This is a genomic window from Prevotella sp., assembly GCF_051059605.1.
GTDB lineage: Bacteria > Bacteroidota > Bacteroidia > Bacteroidales > Bacteroidaceae > Prevotella.
On sequence record NZ_CP050883.1, the window covers coordinates 2,841,407 to 2,860,204 of the forward strand.

Below are 18,798 nucleotides of genomic sequence, written 5' to 3' on the forward strand. Positions count from 1 at the left end.
CTAGTATGTTTTTATAAATTCCCTAGTATTAATATGGAAATCCCTACTTACTAATATGGAAATTCCTCATGCTAATTATGTATTTGGCATTATCTTTGCACTATGTAAAAAATGCAATGAGAATAACATTCAAATAAGTTTGATGATTCTACACTCGCTGGCATTATTTTACAATATGTAAATAAATAGGTTGCCATAATTATTTCGAATATAAAGTATCAAAAGCAAAAGATTGACTCAGTAGATAAATTAGTTTTGGGTAAAAAGATCAGGATAAGGTATTAGCAATAAAAGATATAAAAGAGTTATTAATAAAAATTAGGTAAAAGCAGGGCAGCCGGTTTCCGTGTGGAAATCGGCTGCCATCTTTTTATTTGTTAGTGTCTGAAGTATTTTCCGATTACTGGAAGTCCTGCCAAAGGAAAATCTTTCTTCACAAGGTATGCTCCGAATATTAAAATAAGTACAGTGTTGACAGCTATTGCTCCGCCATCAGCAAGATATTTGTTTGAAAAATACATTCCCACATTTAGTATGATTGATAATACTAAATACTTCGCCATTTCGGCTAACGGATAATTTATGCGGTACATCTTCTGTCCTACGAAATATGATATGAGCATAGAAGTTCCATAACCTGTTATTCCTGACCATGCACATGCCATATATCCATAACGGGGAACAAAGATAATATTGCTGACGATGAGCACGATGCAGCCTATTCCAGAGAAGTAAGCTCCCCATATTGTCTTGTCAATAAGCTTGTACCAGAATGATAGATTGAAATATATACCATACATCATAGTTCCTATCATAACAATAGGTACTACGCGAAGTCCGTCCCAATAGTCCCTAGCAATAAGGTGTTTGAGAATATCCATATAACCAATTACAAAGAGATATGCGAAGAGAGTAAAGATAACAAAATACTTCATTACCTTTGCATAGGTCTCGCGATTGTCGTTTTCCTTAGCTTTTCCAAATACAAACGGTTCGTAGGCATACCTAAACGCCTGGGTTATTAGTGCCATGATCATGGCAATTTTACTTGCCGCTCCATAAATACCAAGTTGCGTGTTCATGTCTGAGCCCTTGTATATATAAGGGAAGATGATTCTGTCAGCTGTCTGGTTTAATATTCCGGCTATACCAAGTATAAGGATAGGCCAACTGTAAGTCAGCATACGCTTCATGAGCGCTTTGTCGAATACATATTTGAAACCAGTGAATTCCTTGATGAAACAGAATGTAATTGAACCTGTACAGAATAAGTTGATATAGAAAGCATATCCAGCTCCGACTGTAGGATCATAAATTTTGCCGATAATATCAGGATGATTTTTGTATAGTGCAGGGAGAACAATATAGTAAAGAATATTGAGTCCAAAAGTCATTATTATAAAGAGCAACTTCAATGTGGCAAACTTTATTGGGCGCTTCTTGTATCTAAGGTAAGCGAAAGGTATGCACTGGAATGAGTCAATTGCCACCGTTAGCCCCATTACCCAAACATATGATGGGTGATCACTATAGCCCATGAAACCTGATATCTGAGGTAAGAATAGGAATATGAGAGCAATGAATAGTAATGACGTGAATCCTACAGCCATCAATATAGTAGAGTAAACTTTTTCTGGATTTTCATTTGGCTTGTTGGCATAGCGAAAAAATGTAGTTTCCATACCATAAGTGAGAATCACAAGCAGAAGTGCTGTGTAGGCATAAAGATTAGTAATAACACCATATCCACCACTTGCTGCTGAAAGTTTTGCCGTATAAATCGGCACAAGAAGATAAGTAAAGAAACGCCCTACGATACTTGACATCCCATAGATGGCTGTATCTTTAGCTAGCGATTTTAAATTTGCCATATAATTATTTTATTTTTTTCTTAATTTCCGAAGAATGTATAGGCTATGGCTATTGCTGCAAGTACTCCTGCCAAATCTGCAAGCAAACCGCAAGCTACGGCATGGCGTGTGTACTTTACGCTCACTGAGCCAAAGTAAACAGCTAGTATATAGAATGTGGTGTCGGTAGAACCTTGGAAAATACAACTTAGTCTACCCACAAAGGAATCAGGACCGTAATTTTTCATTGACTCAAGCATCAATCCTCGTGCTCCACTTCCTGATAGAGGTTTCATAAAGGCTGTTGGAAGTGCACCAACGAAATCGGTGTTAAGTCCACATTGTTGCATGCACCATGAAATGCCATGGATAAGCATGTCCATTGCTCCAGAAGCACGGAATACACCAACTCCTACCAATATAGCTACTAGATATGGAATGATGCGTACTGCAGTCGTGAATCCTTCTTTAGCACCTTCGATGAAAGCGTCATAAACGTTTATCTTCTTTATAAATCCAGCTACGATAAAAGTTAGAATTACGCTAAACAGAATAAGGTTTCCTGATAGATTGGTAACCTTTGCCATCGTGTCTTTGTCCATGTTGCCAAATCCCCATATAACCAAACCAACAAAGGCACATAGACAAAATATAAAGGTGAGAAGTACGGGCTGAAAAAGATTTATCTTCTGCCATAAAGATGTAATGATAATACCAGTAAGAGTAGCAACTGTAGTTGCAAGTAGTATAGGTATGAAGACATCAGTTGGAGAAGCTGCACCGTAAGTGGCTCGGAAAGCTAGGATTGTTGTTGGTATTATGGTAAGTCCGCTCGTGTTGAGCACAAGGAACATGATCATTGGATTGGTAGCTGTGTCTTTCTTAGGATTTAGTTCCTGCATCTGGCTCATAGCTTTTAGACCAGTAGGGGTGGCAGCGTTGTCGAGTCCCAACATGTTAGACGCAATATTCATAAAAATACTTCCCATTACAGGGTGATTCTTAGGAATATCAGGGAAAAGCTTTGTGAAAACAGGACTTAATGCTCTTGCAAGGACATTAACCATTCCGGCTTTCTCTCCAATCTTCATAATGCCTAACCATAATGAAAGCACACCGGTAAGACCGATTGATGTTTCAAATGCTGTCTTGGAGGAATCGAATGTCGAGTCTACCATTGCTTTAAAGATAGTGGTGTCTCCCATCACTAACTGTATTGCTCCAAAGATAAAAGCGATTACAAAGAATGCAATCCAAATATAATTCAATACCATAATGGGTGCAAAAATACTAATAATTTTCCAATCGTTGCAAATAAAATGTGAAAATAATGCATAACATATTTCTACATTATAATATAGAGCATTTTTATGCTCTTCTCTCTTGACAACTCGCCGGGGTTACTTCCCGGAGCCCCTTCTGGTACAGTAATGCCCGCTTTAGAGTAGTAATCTTTCCAAAAAGTAGTGATTTCACCGCTTTTATTGTGGAAACTCATCGGTATTGTGTGAAATAATAATTTACCTTTGTGATCTACAAATGATATCTGTACGAGTTCGCTGCAATAGATTGCGCTGTCGCCAGGTTCAAAATAAAAGTCGTATGGTCTGCCAATATATTTAAGTGCATTTTTAATGCTCTTATAAATATCGATGGAATCGCTATTTATTCTACCTATAACAATCTGCTGATTACCATCATTACCTTTGTTGGCGTTGATGAAACTGTCGATAGGATTCATGCACACACCCTTGTGGATAGCTTCGATGGCATAAGAACCTTTTTTATCTTTATGGAATATTGCTACGTGATTTATGCCCATTTCATCGATACCATGTGTGACATCAGTTATGGCACTAGGCTTCCTGCTAACACAAAACATTAAGTCTCCATCTCTTAGCAGCGAAGTGTTTGTGATGTGGCGTAATGTTATCTGTGAAAATCCCTGCGTCACCATAAAGGTGAGCAGGGAAATTATAAGAAATCTTCTCATTATATATTCATATTGATACTGGCTCCAGCCATAATCCAGCAGCCAGGTTGCTTTAGTCTGCCAAAATCACGGTAACCTTTGCTGAAAAGATTGTTGCCATTTATGTATAAACTGTATTTGGGCATGTCCCATGACAAGCGCGCATCTACAATACCATAAGTGGCATACTTGGCATAGGTGTATTCTTTAGTTGTAGGATTTTGGCTTACTACGTAAGAACCGTTACGATTCTGAAGACGGTAGTTTATTCCTAAATTCAATTGCTTCCAGATATTCATCTGTAAGTTTGCTACAAATTTATTTCTAAGATACTCCAAAACATATTGGCTTACTATACCTTCGTATTTCTTTTGGTCCTGATAAGCGTATGCATAAGCGATGTTCAACTTTTTGAATATTCTTTGCCCAGTGATAAGTCTGAGTAGGTCGAAGTCTATATTTGCTTCAACTCCGACAGAGTTTATCACTCCGAAATTAGTAGTGGTGAGCGTCTGAGTATCGGCATTCTTGTCCACAATCCAGTCAATAAGGTTTTTCATGTGGTTGTAGTATCCGCTTACACTGGCATTGACTGCTTGTGAATGGTATTTCACTCCAATTTCTGTTGCAGCAAGTTCCTCTGGTTTCAGTTCCTTGTTGGCATTGTAACCCTTGGTGTTGTAGAATAAGTCTGTGAACGACGGCATGCGCAGTGAAGTGTTGTAACTGGCATAAACCTTCCAATTGTCTGTGATATTATAGCTTGCGTCAATGCTAGGATAGACCTTCATATTCATTTCTGCCCATGAATTCTTTACTGCTACAAGTCCTGCAGAAAGAGTAAAGCGTTTCAGTAATATGTTATGTTCTAAGACAAACTGAATGTTTGTTCGACTTAGTCCATGTGTATAATCAACATCGGTACCATGTATGTGGCGAGGCTCGGAGAGAATTTCACCGAGGTTCGTACTAACAATGTCTTCGTTTCTAAGTTCTGCACCAATGGCAGTGCGTCCTGCTATCCAGTCAAAGTAACCGTTAAGGTTTACTCCATAAACGTCAGTGCGGTGGTAGTTGAATGGATATGCATCAGCATTGTCACGGAATAGTTCCCATTTATCCATAGTGCGATTCCAGTAAATGGAAGGACGCATGTGTATTTTACCATATCTGTTTTCTGCCTGAATGGCTGTATATGTCTTTAAAATACGTTCGTATTGTTCATCAGAATATGCGCTGTAAAAAGTGTTAGAGCCAAATCCCTTTGTACTCATTCCAGCATGCCATTTCACCACGATGTCATTGTCATTGTAGTTACCTTGATAAAAAGCCTTCAAACCGTCAAAATCGGTGTTAAGGTTTCCATTCTTGCTGCGAGTATATCCGTCACTGCGGGTATAATTGGTAGAAAAAGAATTGTTCCAGTTACCCTTTGCAATGTTAGCTCTTGCTCCTGCTGAAGCATAACCATAGCTTCCACTTTCCACATGTGCGGAAAAACTGCTTGTCGAAGGAGTCCTTGTAACAATGTTGATTGCCCCAAGTAGTGAAGAAGTACCATAGACACGTGCAGCCGGACCTTCAAGGATTTCGATACGTTCGATTTCACTAATATCAACTGGGAAATCAAAAGCATTGTGTCCAGTCTGCGGATCGCAGATGTTGATGCCATTAAGGAGGATTGTGATTTGCTCGTCGTTGCCACCACGTAAGCTGATATCTGTTTGGGCGCCAATCGGTCCCCGTTGCCTTACGTCTACGCCAACAGCGTATTTAAGCAAATCGTTAACACTTTGTACAGGAGCCGCCTGAATATCTTCGCGGCTCAGTACAGTTACCATTCTCGTCTGCTGACTTCTGGTCAGCGGAGCTCTCGACCCAGTGACATTCACCTCGTCGAGCACAACTTCCTTGCCGTTCTTGTAGAAAGAGGTGTCGATCTTGGCAACATCATTGCTTATGCTATTAGCTCTCGCATTAGTAAGCGAAGCCACGCTAAGTGTGCCAACAATCACCACCTTGCCCAAGCAAGAGAAGAGTGAGTAGCCTTTGTTACTGAATTGAGTAAACTTGAAGCTACTGCGCTTGTTGAAAATTGTTTTGTACATTAATTGTATCTTATTCACCTTGCTTCGTTGCAAGGCGAGTGCAAAGGTAATAAAAAACTTAGATAACGAAATAAAAGAGATAATAAAGGTGAAAATAGCCTTAGGAGTACAAATGATTACAGCGTGATTTCCAAGTATGAAATCACGCTGTAACAATATTTATTATCATTGCATTGATAGCAACAAACACATACTCATTACTTTATATTTGTCTGTTGGTCTCTGATCAATTTTATCTGTCTACTAATATCGTTGTAGTGTATCTTGTTTATGCCTGTAGCTTTTGCAGCCTGTGACTTTACATAGTTCTCAACCTTGTCAAGATTCTGTGAAGCATATAGGATAGCATCGCTATTATAGTAGATTTCATCGCTTTTCTTAGTCTTGTCATCTGGATTGAGCAATGTATTCATACAGTCTATATAGCTTCTCTGTAGTGAGCGACGAGCATTATTCTTGATGTTGTTTTCGTTGTTGATAGGTTCCCATACAGTAGAAAACAACTTGTTTAGATATGTGTCAAGTTGCAGCGCATTCTTTGATGAGAAGGAATCATCATATATAATATTCAGTATTCTTGCAGAGAGTGCAATTGTTATCAGCTTATCCTGTCTGTCCTTAATGTCTTTTGCAACGTTAATGCCAGTCTTGGTAACTATGTTCTCTGGGTAGAGCCACATCGGAGCGTTGAAAATCTGACGGTCGAAATAGTCGAGTACTTCTAATTCTTTTGCTGCAGGAGCAACCTCTACAGGGGCTTTTCCAGGAAGGTTGTTGAGGTAATGTCCTCCAAGATTCTTCAGTACATGGTTCATGTAGCGACGGAACTGATCACGAACGCTTTCATACATTTCCTCAAGATCATCATATTGATAATCATCCTGATGAGTCCATTTTGGTAGGTTAGCCATTACCCGTTTAAGGTTCTTGATGCCATATTCACTGGCTTTAACGTTGTCATCGCCAAGGTCCTCAGACTGTGAGCGAGGATCTTCGTCACGTCCTTCACCAGCAAACCACAAACGAGAATTATTCTTAAGTACCTCTGTCGTTTCCTTCATCAGTCCCTTCTTCTCATCCATTTCATCCTTAAATTCAGGACGGTATTGATATCCCCATTTGATCGCCCACTTGTCATAGTCGTTGATACGTGGGAATAGTCCCTTAGGAGAAATATTGTCTTCTGGCTGTGCTACATAGTTGAATCGTGCATAGTCCATGATAGAGACAGTGTGGCCATGAGCTTCAACCCAAGCCTTATTTCTCAAGTTCTCTACAGGTGTAGCATTGCTTGCTCCCATGTTGTGGCGCAGACCAAGCGTATGTCCTACTTCATGACTTGATACAAAACGGATGAGCTGTCCCATAAGTTCATCGTCGAAATGCATCGTCTGAGCACGCTTGTCAAGCGGACCGCATTGTGTCATATACCACTTCGTGAGAAGGTTCATCACGTTGTGATACCAGCAGATATGGCTCTCAATGATTTCTCCGCTTCGTGGGTCGATTATATGTGGACCGTATGCGTTCTCTATTTCTGCAGGAAGATATCTCAGTACGCAGAAACGAGCATCGTCTACGCTCATGTCCTTGTCGTTTGGCCATTCCTTTGCTACAATAGCATTCTTGAAACCAGCAGCTTCAAATGCAACATTCCAGTCGTTGATACCTTGTATTAGATATGGTACCCATTTCTTTGGTGTTGCAGGGTCTATATAATATACAATCTGCTTAACCGGTTCAACAAGTTTTCCTTTCGCGTATGCTTTCTTGTCTTTCGGAACAAGGTTGTAACGAGCTACAATCTGCTCACGATCGGTCTTGTGTTGGTCATCATCAAAATATGTGACACGTGTTGTGAAATATCCAACTCTGTTGTCCCATAGACGTTTGCGCATCGGTTCATTAGGTAGGAGAACGATGCTCGTGTTTAGTCCTATAGTTACACTTCCTGTGAACGCAGCCGGTGTAAAAGTCTTGCGTCCTGGAGTTCCTTCACTGCTAGAGTCACTTCCACCTGACGTTGCAGCGGCATAAGTACGTGTAGATGCAATCTCAACATTTATAGGAAAAACCTTCATGGTATCTATATAAGTTCGGTCACTTTGCAATCCACTTACACCATAAGTGCGTGAGTTGTTTTTTGGAATGCTTACAATATCATTATCTTTAAGAAACAGACTAGTCACTTCAACAAGATTCATGTGTTTATCCTTGTTTTTGCCTATAATCTTGAACGAAGCAACGATCGGATCTATTGTTGAAGCCTTGAGTGTCTTTGATATATTTGTGTCATCTCCGGCTAGTTGGCTTAGTACGTATGCTCTCAGAAGCAATGTGTTGTCATCTCTCTTTTCAAAATAAAGAGTATTCTCATTTACTTCTTCACCACTGAACTTACCTAATCCCTGAGGTACGGCTGTTAGTCTTGTAACAGCAAGGAGATATCTTCCAATAATAGAGTCTGGAATGTCAAAATACCATTTATCCTCAATATGTCTTACCGTGAAAAGGCCCTTCTTAACAGTTCCACCCTTCTTTATGAGTTCATCATATTCATTTTTCTTTTCAGGTTTCTTGTTATCGTCCTTTTTCTTTTTCTTCAGGTCTTTATTATCGTCTTGTGCCTGAGTATGGACATCCTGCTTTGTCGAGTCAGCCATAACAGTATTGGCTGCGTATCCGTTTACACTCAGTATAAAAGTGCAAAGGCTGATTACTAATTTTGCTTTAATGTTCATATTGCTTATTATTATATTTAAATGTATTCAATCAATTCTCTGAAATCATCAATGATATAGTCAGCTCCGGCATCCATGAGCTCCTTTCTACTTCCATTACCATAAGTTACACCGCAGGTATATGTTCCCGCATTTTTACCCATCAATATATCAAACTTGGTGTCACCAACAACAATTGTTTTGGTAGAGTCTTCACCAAGATGACTAAGTGTCTTTATAACAGGTTCTGGATCTGGTTTAGCTTTTTTAGTATCGTCAGCACCTAGTACGTACGTGATATACTCTTCTAATTCAAGTTCTTTTACGAAATTTTCCAATGAATGGTGGCTTCTGCTACTTGCAATCGTAATGGTGTGCCCCTTTTCGTGTAATTTCTTAAGAGTTTCTATAACTCCAGGAAATGGGGTTACTGCTCCTGGAATATTGTTCTCGTTAAATATGCGACGATATGTCTCTGTGCATTTTTCCCCCATTTCATCGGTCATAGGAATGATGCTGGTGAAACATACTGATAAAGGAAGTCCAATTGTTTTTGCACATTCCTCTGGTGTGCGATATTCAAGTCCTAACTCTGCAATAGTCTGCATCATAGTCTTGGTTATGATGTTGTATGAGTCACCAAGTGTACCATCAAAATCAAGAATTACGGTTTTAATACTCTTGTTCACGTTGCGTTTTTATAAATAAATGTTGAAATACTAATGATAGTTTGTTGCGAAGGTAACAAAAAATATTGGAAAACCAGCATCTTATTCTAAATAAGATAATATGCTACATATCCATACCAATCTCTTTTACTTTCTGTTCAAACTCATCTCTATTGCATAAAGCCTTGCTCTTAATTCTTGCTCTATAGTTATATATTGAGTTTGGTGAATATCGAAGGAATTCTGCTATTCTTGAGCTCTCTTCAATGCCGAGTCTTATCAACGCGAATATGCGTAAGTCGGTTGTAAGTTGAGTTTTAGATGGTGGAATTATGCGATGTTGCGGTTGGAGAAGCAGATTAAAATCTACAACGAAATTAGGGAAGATGTTGAGGAAAACAGAGTCAAAATTATCGAAAAGCTCTTTAATTTCATCTTGCTTCAGTTGGTCAGAACTTGTCATCTTCATCAAATCTGACATCTGGTTAGCCTTTAACTTGCGGTTTATCTTTATTCGATAATTGTCGATTTTATCGATATATTCAGAGCATGCACTTAAAAATTTTCCGATGTACTCATCTTTCAGTCGATTGGTTTCGCTGAGCTTAGTATTTAATGATGAAAGTTCTTCATTCTTTCCGCTTAGTTTTGAATTTAGACTTTCAAGTTTCCTGTTTATAGTCTTTAGTTCGTTCCTGGCTATTGAAAGTTGTCTTTTCTTGTGATATACATATATATATGAAGCCAATAGAAATATTGAAAGAAGACTCACTGCACCAATAAGACTTTTAAGTTGATAGTTGGCTTTTCTGAGATTAGTCTTGTATGTGTCGCTTATCACTCCTAAGACTGGCGATATAAGCCAACTGCGCAAATGGGTGTTATATCTCTGTGTACAGTTCCAAGAATACTCTACATATCTATTTGAACGTTCTAAGTTACCTTCTCTGCTCAGCATATTGGCAAGACTCCATAGTGAAGCTTGGTCCATAACAGCATTTCGAATGTCGCAAATAGCAGATATTGCCAACCAATATTTGCAGAGCTCGATATTATGCATTCCTTTGTAGATCTCTGACCTGAAGAAAGCCATATTGGCATAGTCGTGAGTATTCGGCTTTACTTGTCTCATCCACTTGTCGCACTCTTTCATGGCTTCACGGTATTTATTGTCTGTAGTGAGTTCTGATACCTTACGCCAAAGATATATGTTTGAGTTAGGGGAAGCCTTTTTGTATAGTGAATCACGAAAGATACCAGATAGTTTGAAACAACGATCTTTAAGTTTTGGGTCTTTGGAGTAACATCCCATTTCACCATACAGGTGGTTGCAGCAAGCATAATAGTCGATAAGTTGTTGCCCACTCAGTTTATTGCCATTTATATATTTAAGGTATTCCAAAGCTTCATTGTAAAAGCCTGTTGCTGCGTATTGATGAATGAGGGCAATATAATCGTTTACAAGCAATTTAGATTGATTGGTTTTAGATGCTATATCTATACAATAGTTAAGATAATGGATAGCGGAGTCATTCATATATGCTTGATACTCCTTAAAGAGATTCAATGAAAGGCGATGACGCTCCAATATTGCGGAAGTCTTTGCCAGTTTGGCTTTAATATTGTCGATACGCTGATCTCTCTGATTTATATACTTCTCTGATTTCGTTATTTCATTGTCAAGACAATCGTATAAAGAATCTAGGTTTATTCTTTGCGCTTGTGTGTATAAAGAAATAGATAATAGGATTAGCGTTTGTATTAATCTGTGTTTCATGAGTTTTGATTTAATATTCAAGGACAAAGATATATATAAATATGATAAAATAAAAATTAACGAGCTTTATTTTATGCAATAACCTCTATATAATCACGAATAAAATCTATATCAAAATATTGCTTTTGTTTTGTTTAAATACTTGAAGATCAAAGCTTTATATTTTTAATGATAATATTAAAGTCCACATTTTATGCTTTGCGTCATGTCTATATATTTAAAAAGAAGCTAACTTTGCCGTTGACAAGTGAAAAACTTGCCTTGAATCTAAACAATTATTATTAACTTTAGTTTAAGCAATGAAAGCAAACAACAATTTATTAACGATGAAAAGATTCTCAATTCTGTTCTTCGTGTTGCTTTTGTCTGTATCAGCTTTTTCACAAAAGGTGAGTATCTCAGGCGAAGTTATCGATAACCAGAATGAGCCTGTCATTGGTGCCACAGTAAAAGAACATGGTACAACAAATGGTGTTGTTACCGATATTGATGGCAAGTTTTCTATTCAAGTAGGAAAGAATGCTATGTTTGATATTTCCTATGTTGGATATAAAACAAAAAGTGTTAGGGCAACTCAAGGAATGAAGATTGTGCTTGAAGATGAGACAAATCTTCTTGAAGAAGTTGTCGCTATTGGTTATGGATCTGTGAAACGTAAAGATGTGACAACTGCTGTTTCGAGTGTTTCTACAGAAGATCTGGATACACGTCCAATCGTCTCAGCCGCACAAGGAATGCAGGGCAAAGCTGCCGGATTGCAGATAAGTCAGGCTAGCGGTCAACCAGGGGCTAGTCCAACGGTACGTGTTCGTGGAACTACTTCTTTAAACGGTTCAAACGCTCCTTTATATGTTGTTGATGGTGTTCCGTTGACAAGTATTGATTTTCTTTCTGCCGATGATATCGCAGATATGCAGGTGTTGAAAGATGCATCAAGTGCAGCAATATATGGAAGTCGTGCTGCCAACGGGGTTATCATTATCAATACCAAACAGGGAAAAAATGGTGTAGCTAAGATTTCATTTAATGCTCACTATGCATGGAATAACGTTTCTGATCATGACAAGGTTCTGAATGCATGGGAATATAAAGATCTTATGAATGATATCGGAACAGTCAAACTTCCTGATGGATTAACTGATCATACAGATTGGGCTAAAGAGGTTTATCGCACTGGTAATGTGCAAGACTATCAGTTGTCTGTAACAAATGGTAATGACAAGTTAAGATATTATGTTTCTGGAGGTTATGTCGGTGAGAACGGCGTGTTGAAGATGTCTAATTTTAAACGTTATAATTTCAGAGCTTCAGTAGAGAATGAAATCAAAAGCTGGTTGAAATTTAACGGAAACATCGCTTATTCAGATTATACATATCTTGGAACAGATATAACAACAGGTGCTGGTGCAAATCGCGGTGGTGTAATCGCCGCTATTGTAAATACACCTACTTATGCTCCTGTGTGGGATCCTGACCATCCTGGACAGTATTATAATAATTTCTATGGCGTTAATATTAGTAGTCCTTCAGAGAATCTTGCGCGTTCAAAAGATGACAAGAGTCGCTATGACAAGATGCTAGCAACAGGAAAAATAACTATTACCCCAGTTAAGGAACTTAATTTCACAAGTTCACTTACATTTGATCGAGAGAACGGTAATACTTTTAATTTCCTTGATCCTCATGAAATACAGTATGGACGTGATACTTATGGAACAGGATATGATGAAAGATATTCTACAACCGTATTTGTTTGGGATAATGTGTTGAATTGGAATAAACAGTTTGGAAAACATCGCTTTGATGCCATGGCTGGTAGTTCTTACACTCAGAGTAAATATAGTCATAGTTACATCAGTGGCAGCAATTATGCCGACTCAGATATAAAGACTCTTAATGCTGCAAATAAGATATCTTGGACTGGAACAGGAACAAGTGCTTCAGAATGGGCTATACTATCTTATTTCGCACGTTTACAGTACAATTGGAGTGATACTTATATGTTTACAGCCAATATGCGTGCCGACGGAAGTTCAAAACTTGCACCAGGACACAGATGGGGAATATTCCCTTCTTTCTCTGGAGCTTGGAGAATCTCTAATGAGAAGTTTATGAAGAACATTAAATGGATTGATGATTTGAAACTTCGTGGTGGCTGGGGACAGACTGGTAATCAAAGTGGACTCGGAGATTACAGCTATCTTGCTGAATATAATATAAACCGTATTCAATGGTTTGGTGCAGGATATGATGCAAATGCTCTACCGACACGTTCACAGACAACTCTATCTAATCCAGAGCTTACATGGGAAACTACAAACCAAACAGATATAGGTCTAGATCTTACCGTGTTTGATGGTCGTCTGACATTCTATGCTGACTACTATTATAAACTTACAAAAGACATGCTTATGACAATTACTTTGCCAGCAGGAAGTGCTGCTGCACGTGACCTGAGATATAATGGCGGAGAAATAGAAAATAAGGGTTTTGAGTTTAGTGTAAGTTCTAAGAATCTAGTAGGAAAATTGAAATGGAATACAGATTTCAATATATCATTTAACCGAAATAAACTCAAGAAACTTATGCTTACTCAGGTATATTACTCTGCAAACACTACAGATTATGTAAATCAGCCTGTCGTACGCAATATGCCAGGTAAACCTCTAGGTACATTCTGGGGATATATCTCAGATGGTGTGAATCCTGAAACTGGTGAGCTTAAATATCGCGATGTAAACCACGATGGTGTAATCTCAGCAAGCGACCGTACTGATATCGGTGATCCTAATCCAGACTTTACTTTTGGTATGACAAACACATTATCGTATAAAGGATTTAACCTAAGTGTCCTTATACAGGGATCTTATGGAAATGACATCTACAATGTGTCAAGAATGGAAACTGAAGGAATGTATGATGGTAAGAATCAGACAACAAAGGTACTTGAAAGATGGCGCGTACCTGGACAGATTACGAATGTGCCAAAAGCAAAGTTCCAAATGTTTAATTCTACATATTTCATTGAAGATGGAAGCTACCTTCGTGTAAAGGATATCTCATTGTCATACGATGTGCCAAGGTATATCATATCAAAGTTTGGTATCTCTCGTCTGCAACCTTATATCTCTGCAACTAATTTGATTACTTTCACAAATTATTCAGGTAATGACCCTGAGGTAAATCAATATGGAAACAGTGGATCTGTACAGGGTATAGACTGGGGAACCTATCCAATGAGTAAATCATTTGTCATAGGACTTAAACTAGAATTCTAAATATTGTACCAATATGAAATCAATATATAAATCAATAATAATAGGTGTTTCGGCATTATCTTTTACAGCTTGTTCATTAGATTATGATCCGATATCTACACCAACTGAGTTGACACAGGGCACGTCGTCTGATACAGCGACTGCGGTACTCAAAGATCGCCAGGCTGCAATAGATCAGCGTACCAATTTGTATGAACTCCTTAAAAATCGTCAGGAACATTGGCATCTAGACTATCTGCTTGTTGGCGATAGTCATACCGATAATGCCTATGCGGGTACTACCGGTGCGGAGGTTGAACCTTATGAAACAAACTCGATCGATGCCAGTAACTCTGTGTTGGGACGTGACTGGTCACGCTATCTTGAAGATGTTGCTAAGGCAAATGTGCTTATCAACGGACTTGATGAACTTAAGACAAAAGGGTTGGTGAGTGATAATGAATATCATCAGTGGAAGGCAGAAGGAGAATTGTTTCGTGCATTGGTGATGTTTAATCTGGCACGTCTTTGGGGATCATTCCCAATAATAACTAAAGTTGCAAAAACGATTACAGCTGAAAACGTAGGAGAAGTTTATCCAACATATTTCCCTCCACGCTCTACAAACAAGGAGTGTTATCAGCAGATAATCAGCGACCTTAGTGATGCGGAACAATATGCTCCGGATTTTAATTCTGCCGACAGAACTGTGTTGAGCAAGGTCGTTGCTCAGGCAATGCTTGCAAAGGTATATGCAGAAAAGCCTGTGCAAGACTATTCAAAGGTGATAGAATATGCAGATAAGGTGCGCGGTGTTGCAGGTATGGCACTTGAACCGGATTTTTCTACACTTTGGGGATATGATGCAGTAAAAAAAGACTGTGTGAAACGTAATACCAGTGAGGGTATTCTTGAAGTACATTGGACAACGGGTAATGCAAACTGGGAAAGTTGGATGTATGGTCGTAGTCTTGAGAATTATGATTATTACTTCTCTTGGGCTAAATGGATAACTCCGTCACGTGACTTGATAAAAGATTTTGAGAGCGAGAATGATACAACACGTATGAATCAAACAATAGTTTACTATGCATGTAAATGGAGTAACTATTATCCAGCAAGTAGATATCCGTTTATGTATAAATATCGTTCAGGCTACAATAATCAATATAAGTTGAGGCTTGCCGATATTATACTTCTTGAAGCTGAGGCTTATGCGTATAAGGGAGACTATACGAAGAGCGCCGATCTTGTGAACTTAATTCGTAACAGGGCAAAACTGCCAAACCTAACAGCCGATAAAACAGCGACAAAGGAAGCTATGATTGAGGCTGTGCTGCATGAACGCCGTCTAGAACTTGCTCTTGAAGGAGAAAGATGGTATGATTTGTGTAGGAACAATAAGGTTGAGGAATATTTGAATGGTCTAAACAACCGTGACTCGGGGCGTTTGATACAGAGAAAGCAGTACGATGCCAACTCTTATCTTTTGCCAATACCTCAAAGTGCTCTTGACGAGAATACGAATCTACAACAGAACCCTGGTTATTAATATTTACAACAATGAAAAATAATAGAACTATGATATTATCAATGGCAAGTGCGTTGCTTATTTCCTTGTCAGCGTGTGGCAACATGGACACTATAGATAACACTCCTAATCCTAATGTGATAGAAGAAAATCTATCAGGAAATCTGGCTACGCTCTATACAACAACAGCAAATGGCAGCGCTACACTAAAGAAGACATACAGTCAGGTGGCTTCAACTGTAAACATGGCGCCTACAACAATTCAGGTTGATCCAACAAAGACTTATCAAGCTATGGATGGATTTGGTTTTGCCATAACGTATTCCACATGTTATAATCTTATGAAGATGGATGCCGCTTCACGTGAGAAATTCCTCAAACAAACTTATTCCACAAGTGAGGGATATGGTGTGAGCTATGCTCGTATATCTATAGGATGTAATGATTTCTCAAGCACAGAATATTCTTTGTGCGATACAAAGGGACTAGAGAATTTTGCACTTCATAAGGATGAAACGTCTTATGTGATACCAGTCCTTAAAGAGATACTTGCAATAAACCCAAATCTAAAGATTATGGCGTCACCATGGACTTGTCCTAAATGGATGAAAGTATCTGATATTAATACTAAGGCTGCTTTTGATTCATGGACAGATGGGCATCTTAATCCTGACTACCGTAAGGACTATGCACAGTATTTCGTAAAGTTTGTCAATGCAATGAAAGCGAATGGTATAAGTATTTATGCCGTAAGTCCTCAAAACGAACCCCTCAATCGTGCCAACTGTGCATCTCTTTATATGCCTTGGGATGAAGAGGCTGCATTCGTGAAAGAACTAGCTTCTGCATTCAAGCAGAATAATATCAATACAAAGATATACGTTTACGATCATAACTATAATTATGACAACGGCGGAGATCAGCAAAACTATCCAATAAAAGTATATAATGCTTTAGGACAGAATTATGATGGTTCGGAACTTGTTGTAGGTGCAGCCTTCCATGATTATGGTGGTTCAAACACAGAACTTACAAATGTTCATAACAAGGCTACAGACAAAGAATTGATTTTCTCTGAAAGCAGTATTGGTACGTGGAATGACGGACGCAATCTTTCAAAACGTCTTGTAGAAGATATGAAGAATATAACCCTTGGAACTGTAAATCAATGGTGCAAGGCTGTACTTGTGTGGAACCTTATGCTTGACGAAAAGATGGGACCTAACCTTGATGGAGGTTGCCAGACATGTTATGGTGCAGTTGACATATATAACAACTATACTACAATGAAATATAATTCTCATTATTATGTGATCTCACAAATGTCATCTGTCGTACGTCCTGGCGCTGTCCGTATCGGCACAGCTTCACGTAGCGTATCTAATAAAGATATAATCTATTCTGCATTCCTTAATCCTGATGGAAGCAAAGCGTTGGTTGTGCTCAATTCAGGAGATAGCGATATTACTACAACTATTAGTGACGGAGGTGAAAACTTCAAAGCGGTAGTTCCGGCACAGGGAGTTGTGTCATGTTCATGGAAATAAATACGTGTCAATATGAAATTAATTAAATATCTATCAGCAGCTTTATTGCTGTTGCCGTTTTTATCATCATGTAATGATAATGACTATGATAATATTGTAGCATCAGGAAATCCTGTTATAAAGGCTTCTGTTCCTGCTAGTGCCATGATGGGAGATTCTATTGATGTTGTTGTAAACTGCAGCGATACAGAAGGACAAGCTCTGTCTACCCTTAAGGCTGAAGTGCGCTTTAGTGACGAGGTAGTTGAACACACTACTATTCGTACGGCAAAAGAAGGTGAATATAAAGTCCGTTTATTTGTGCCTTATCTTCAATATATTCCAAATGGAAAAGCTGTCGTTCGCCTTACATTGCAGAATGTAACAACAAAGTCTACCGTTGAAAATGTGAATTTGGATGTTACCAGACCTCATCTTGATGGAATGCGTTTTATCACTTCAGATAAAATTATATACAATATGGTTGAAGGTGCTGATTTTACTTATTCTACCACAGTTCCTGCAAGCGTAAACGCTTTTAAGGGACATTTTGAAACGGCTGACGGAAAGTTCGTGTTTGGATCTGCTGATGGTGGTGTGAAGTTAGGAACAAATGGACTTATTGGTTTTCAAACAGTAAATTTAGGAGATGTAAATGTGACATTCAACACCCGTGATTATACGTTTAGTCCTTTTGAAAAACTGCCTATTCAACCTTTGGAATTCATAAACGCCGATAAACAGAATGTTTATACAGGTGTACTTACTCAAGGTAAACTTTATAGTTTTATTGGTGATAATGCTCTTACTTTAGATAGTTGGTTCTATGATACCGACTTCTTTACTAAGAATTCTGATGGAACGTATACGTTTAATGCCCTTACCGGAACGTATAATATCAAAGCTGCTTTTGACCGCAAAGGTTTCAATATTTATGCAATGAATGGAAATAATCCTGCAACGATGAATTCTGATGGAACAGGCGCTATTTGGATTCTTGGCGATGCGATATTCGGTAAGCCCGATTTCACACAAGCACAAGGTTGGTGGACTGGTACGGATTATTCACTATGTATGTCGCCAATTGCCCCAAAGATTTATCAGTTGACCTTAACAGTAGGAAAACAGTTGAAAGCTGGCAGCGACGTTAACTTTAAGTTCTTTGGTCAGCCCGGTTGGGGTATTGAGTTCAAGGCCGCAGGTGATTATGCAATTTCAACATCCAATCCTTGGTTTAGGGTTAATGAGAGTGATGGCAATATTCGTCTAAAGGATGGTGTGTCTATTCATGATGGTGAAACATATGTGTTTAATGTAGATTGCACTAAGGGTGTTAATGCTGCTGTATTGACAGTAACAAAGAAGTAGATTATAAACCAAATTATTATA

Annotated in this window: 11 protein-coding genes; 4 read left to right on the plus strand and 7 right to left on the minus strand. The window is 38.5% G+C overall.

Going from position 1 to position 18,798, the window contains the following annotated elements; all coding sequences use genetic code 11:
* Positions 1-377: 377 nt before the first annotated feature.
* The 7 genes from HEQ28_RS11170 to HEQ28_RS11200 form a co-directional block, all read right to left on the minus strand.
* A complete protein-coding gene (locus HEQ28_RS11170; protein WP_434502433.1) occupies positions 378-1,871 on the minus strand; it encodes a lipopolysaccharide biosynthesis protein in 1,494 nt (497 codons plus the stop codon).
* A 20-nt stretch (positions 1,872-1,891) separates the two neighbouring features.
* Positions 1,892-3,124 (minus strand): nucleoside recognition domain-containing protein, encoded by a 1,233-nt coding sequence (locus tag HEQ28_RS11175; RefSeq protein WP_434502435.1) that lies wholly within the window; start codon positions 3,122-3,124, stop codon positions 1,892-1,894.
* 71 nt (positions 3,125-3,195) lie between these two features.
* Positions 3,196-3,843 (minus strand): YiiX/YebB-like N1pC/P60 family cysteine hydrolase, encoded by a 648-nt coding sequence (locus HEQ28_RS11180; protein ID WP_434502437.1) that lies wholly within the window; start codon positions 3,841-3,843, stop codon positions 3,196-3,198.
* Complete coding sequence (locus HEQ28_RS11185) at positions 3,843-5,930, minus strand: TonB-dependent receptor plug domain-containing protein (RefSeq protein ID WP_434502439.1); 2,088 nt, start codon at positions 5,928-5,930, stop codon at positions 3,843-3,845. The genes HEQ28_RS11180 and HEQ28_RS11185 overlap by 1 nt, the downstream gene beginning before the upstream one ends.
* Positions 5,931-6,127: 197 nt before the next feature.
* Complete coding sequence (locus tag HEQ28_RS11190; RefSeq protein ID WP_434502441.1) at positions 6,128-8,671, minus strand: zinc-dependent metalloprotease; 2,544 nt, start codon at positions 8,669-8,671, stop codon at positions 6,128-6,130.
* Positions 8,672-8,688: 17 nt separating this feature from the next.
* Positions 8,689-9,339 carry an HAD family hydrolase gene (locus HEQ28_RS11195; RefSeq protein ID WP_434502443.1) on the minus strand — a complete coding sequence of 217 codons (651 nt, stop codon included), beginning with the start codon at positions 9,337-9,339 and terminating at the stop codon, positions 8,689-8,691.
* 103 nt (positions 9,340-9,442) lie between these two features.
* Entirely contained in the window at positions 9,443-11,095 is a 1,653-nt protein-coding gene (locus HEQ28_RS11200) for a DUF6377 domain-containing protein (RefSeq protein WP_434502445.1), read from the minus strand.
* 299 nt (positions 11,096-11,394) lie between these two features.
* On the opposite strand from HEQ28_RS11200, the gene HEQ28_RS11205 reads away from it, so the two are divergent.
* From HEQ28_RS11205 to HEQ28_RS11220, 4 genes are read left to right on the plus strand one after another with little or no spacing between them, the layout of a single operon-like run.
* Positions 11,395-14,373 (plus strand): SusC/RagA family TonB-linked outer membrane protein, encoded by a 2,979-nt coding sequence (locus tag HEQ28_RS11205; RefSeq protein WP_434502447.1) that lies wholly within the window; start codon positions 11,395-11,397, stop codon positions 14,371-14,373.
* A gap of 13 nt (positions 14,374-14,386) precedes the next feature.
* Positions 14,387-15,904 carry a RagB/SusD family nutrient uptake outer membrane protein gene (locus HEQ28_RS11210; protein WP_434502449.1) on the plus strand — a complete coding sequence of 506 codons (1,518 nt, stop codon included), beginning with the start codon at positions 14,387-14,389 and terminating at the stop codon, positions 15,902-15,904.
* An 11-nt stretch (positions 15,905-15,915) separates the two neighbouring features.
* Positions 15,916-17,430, plus strand: coding sequence for a glycoside hydrolase family 30 protein (locus HEQ28_RS11215; RefSeq protein WP_434502451.1), 1,515 nt, complete (start codon positions 15,916-15,918; stop codon positions 17,428-17,430).
* 12 nt (positions 17,431-17,442) lie between these two features.
* Positions 17,443-18,777 (plus strand): DUF5121 domain-containing protein, encoded by a 1,335-nt coding sequence (locus HEQ28_RS11220; protein ID WP_434502453.1) that lies wholly within the window; start codon positions 17,443-17,445, stop codon positions 18,775-18,777.
* Positions 18,778-18,798 lie beyond the last annotated feature (21 nt).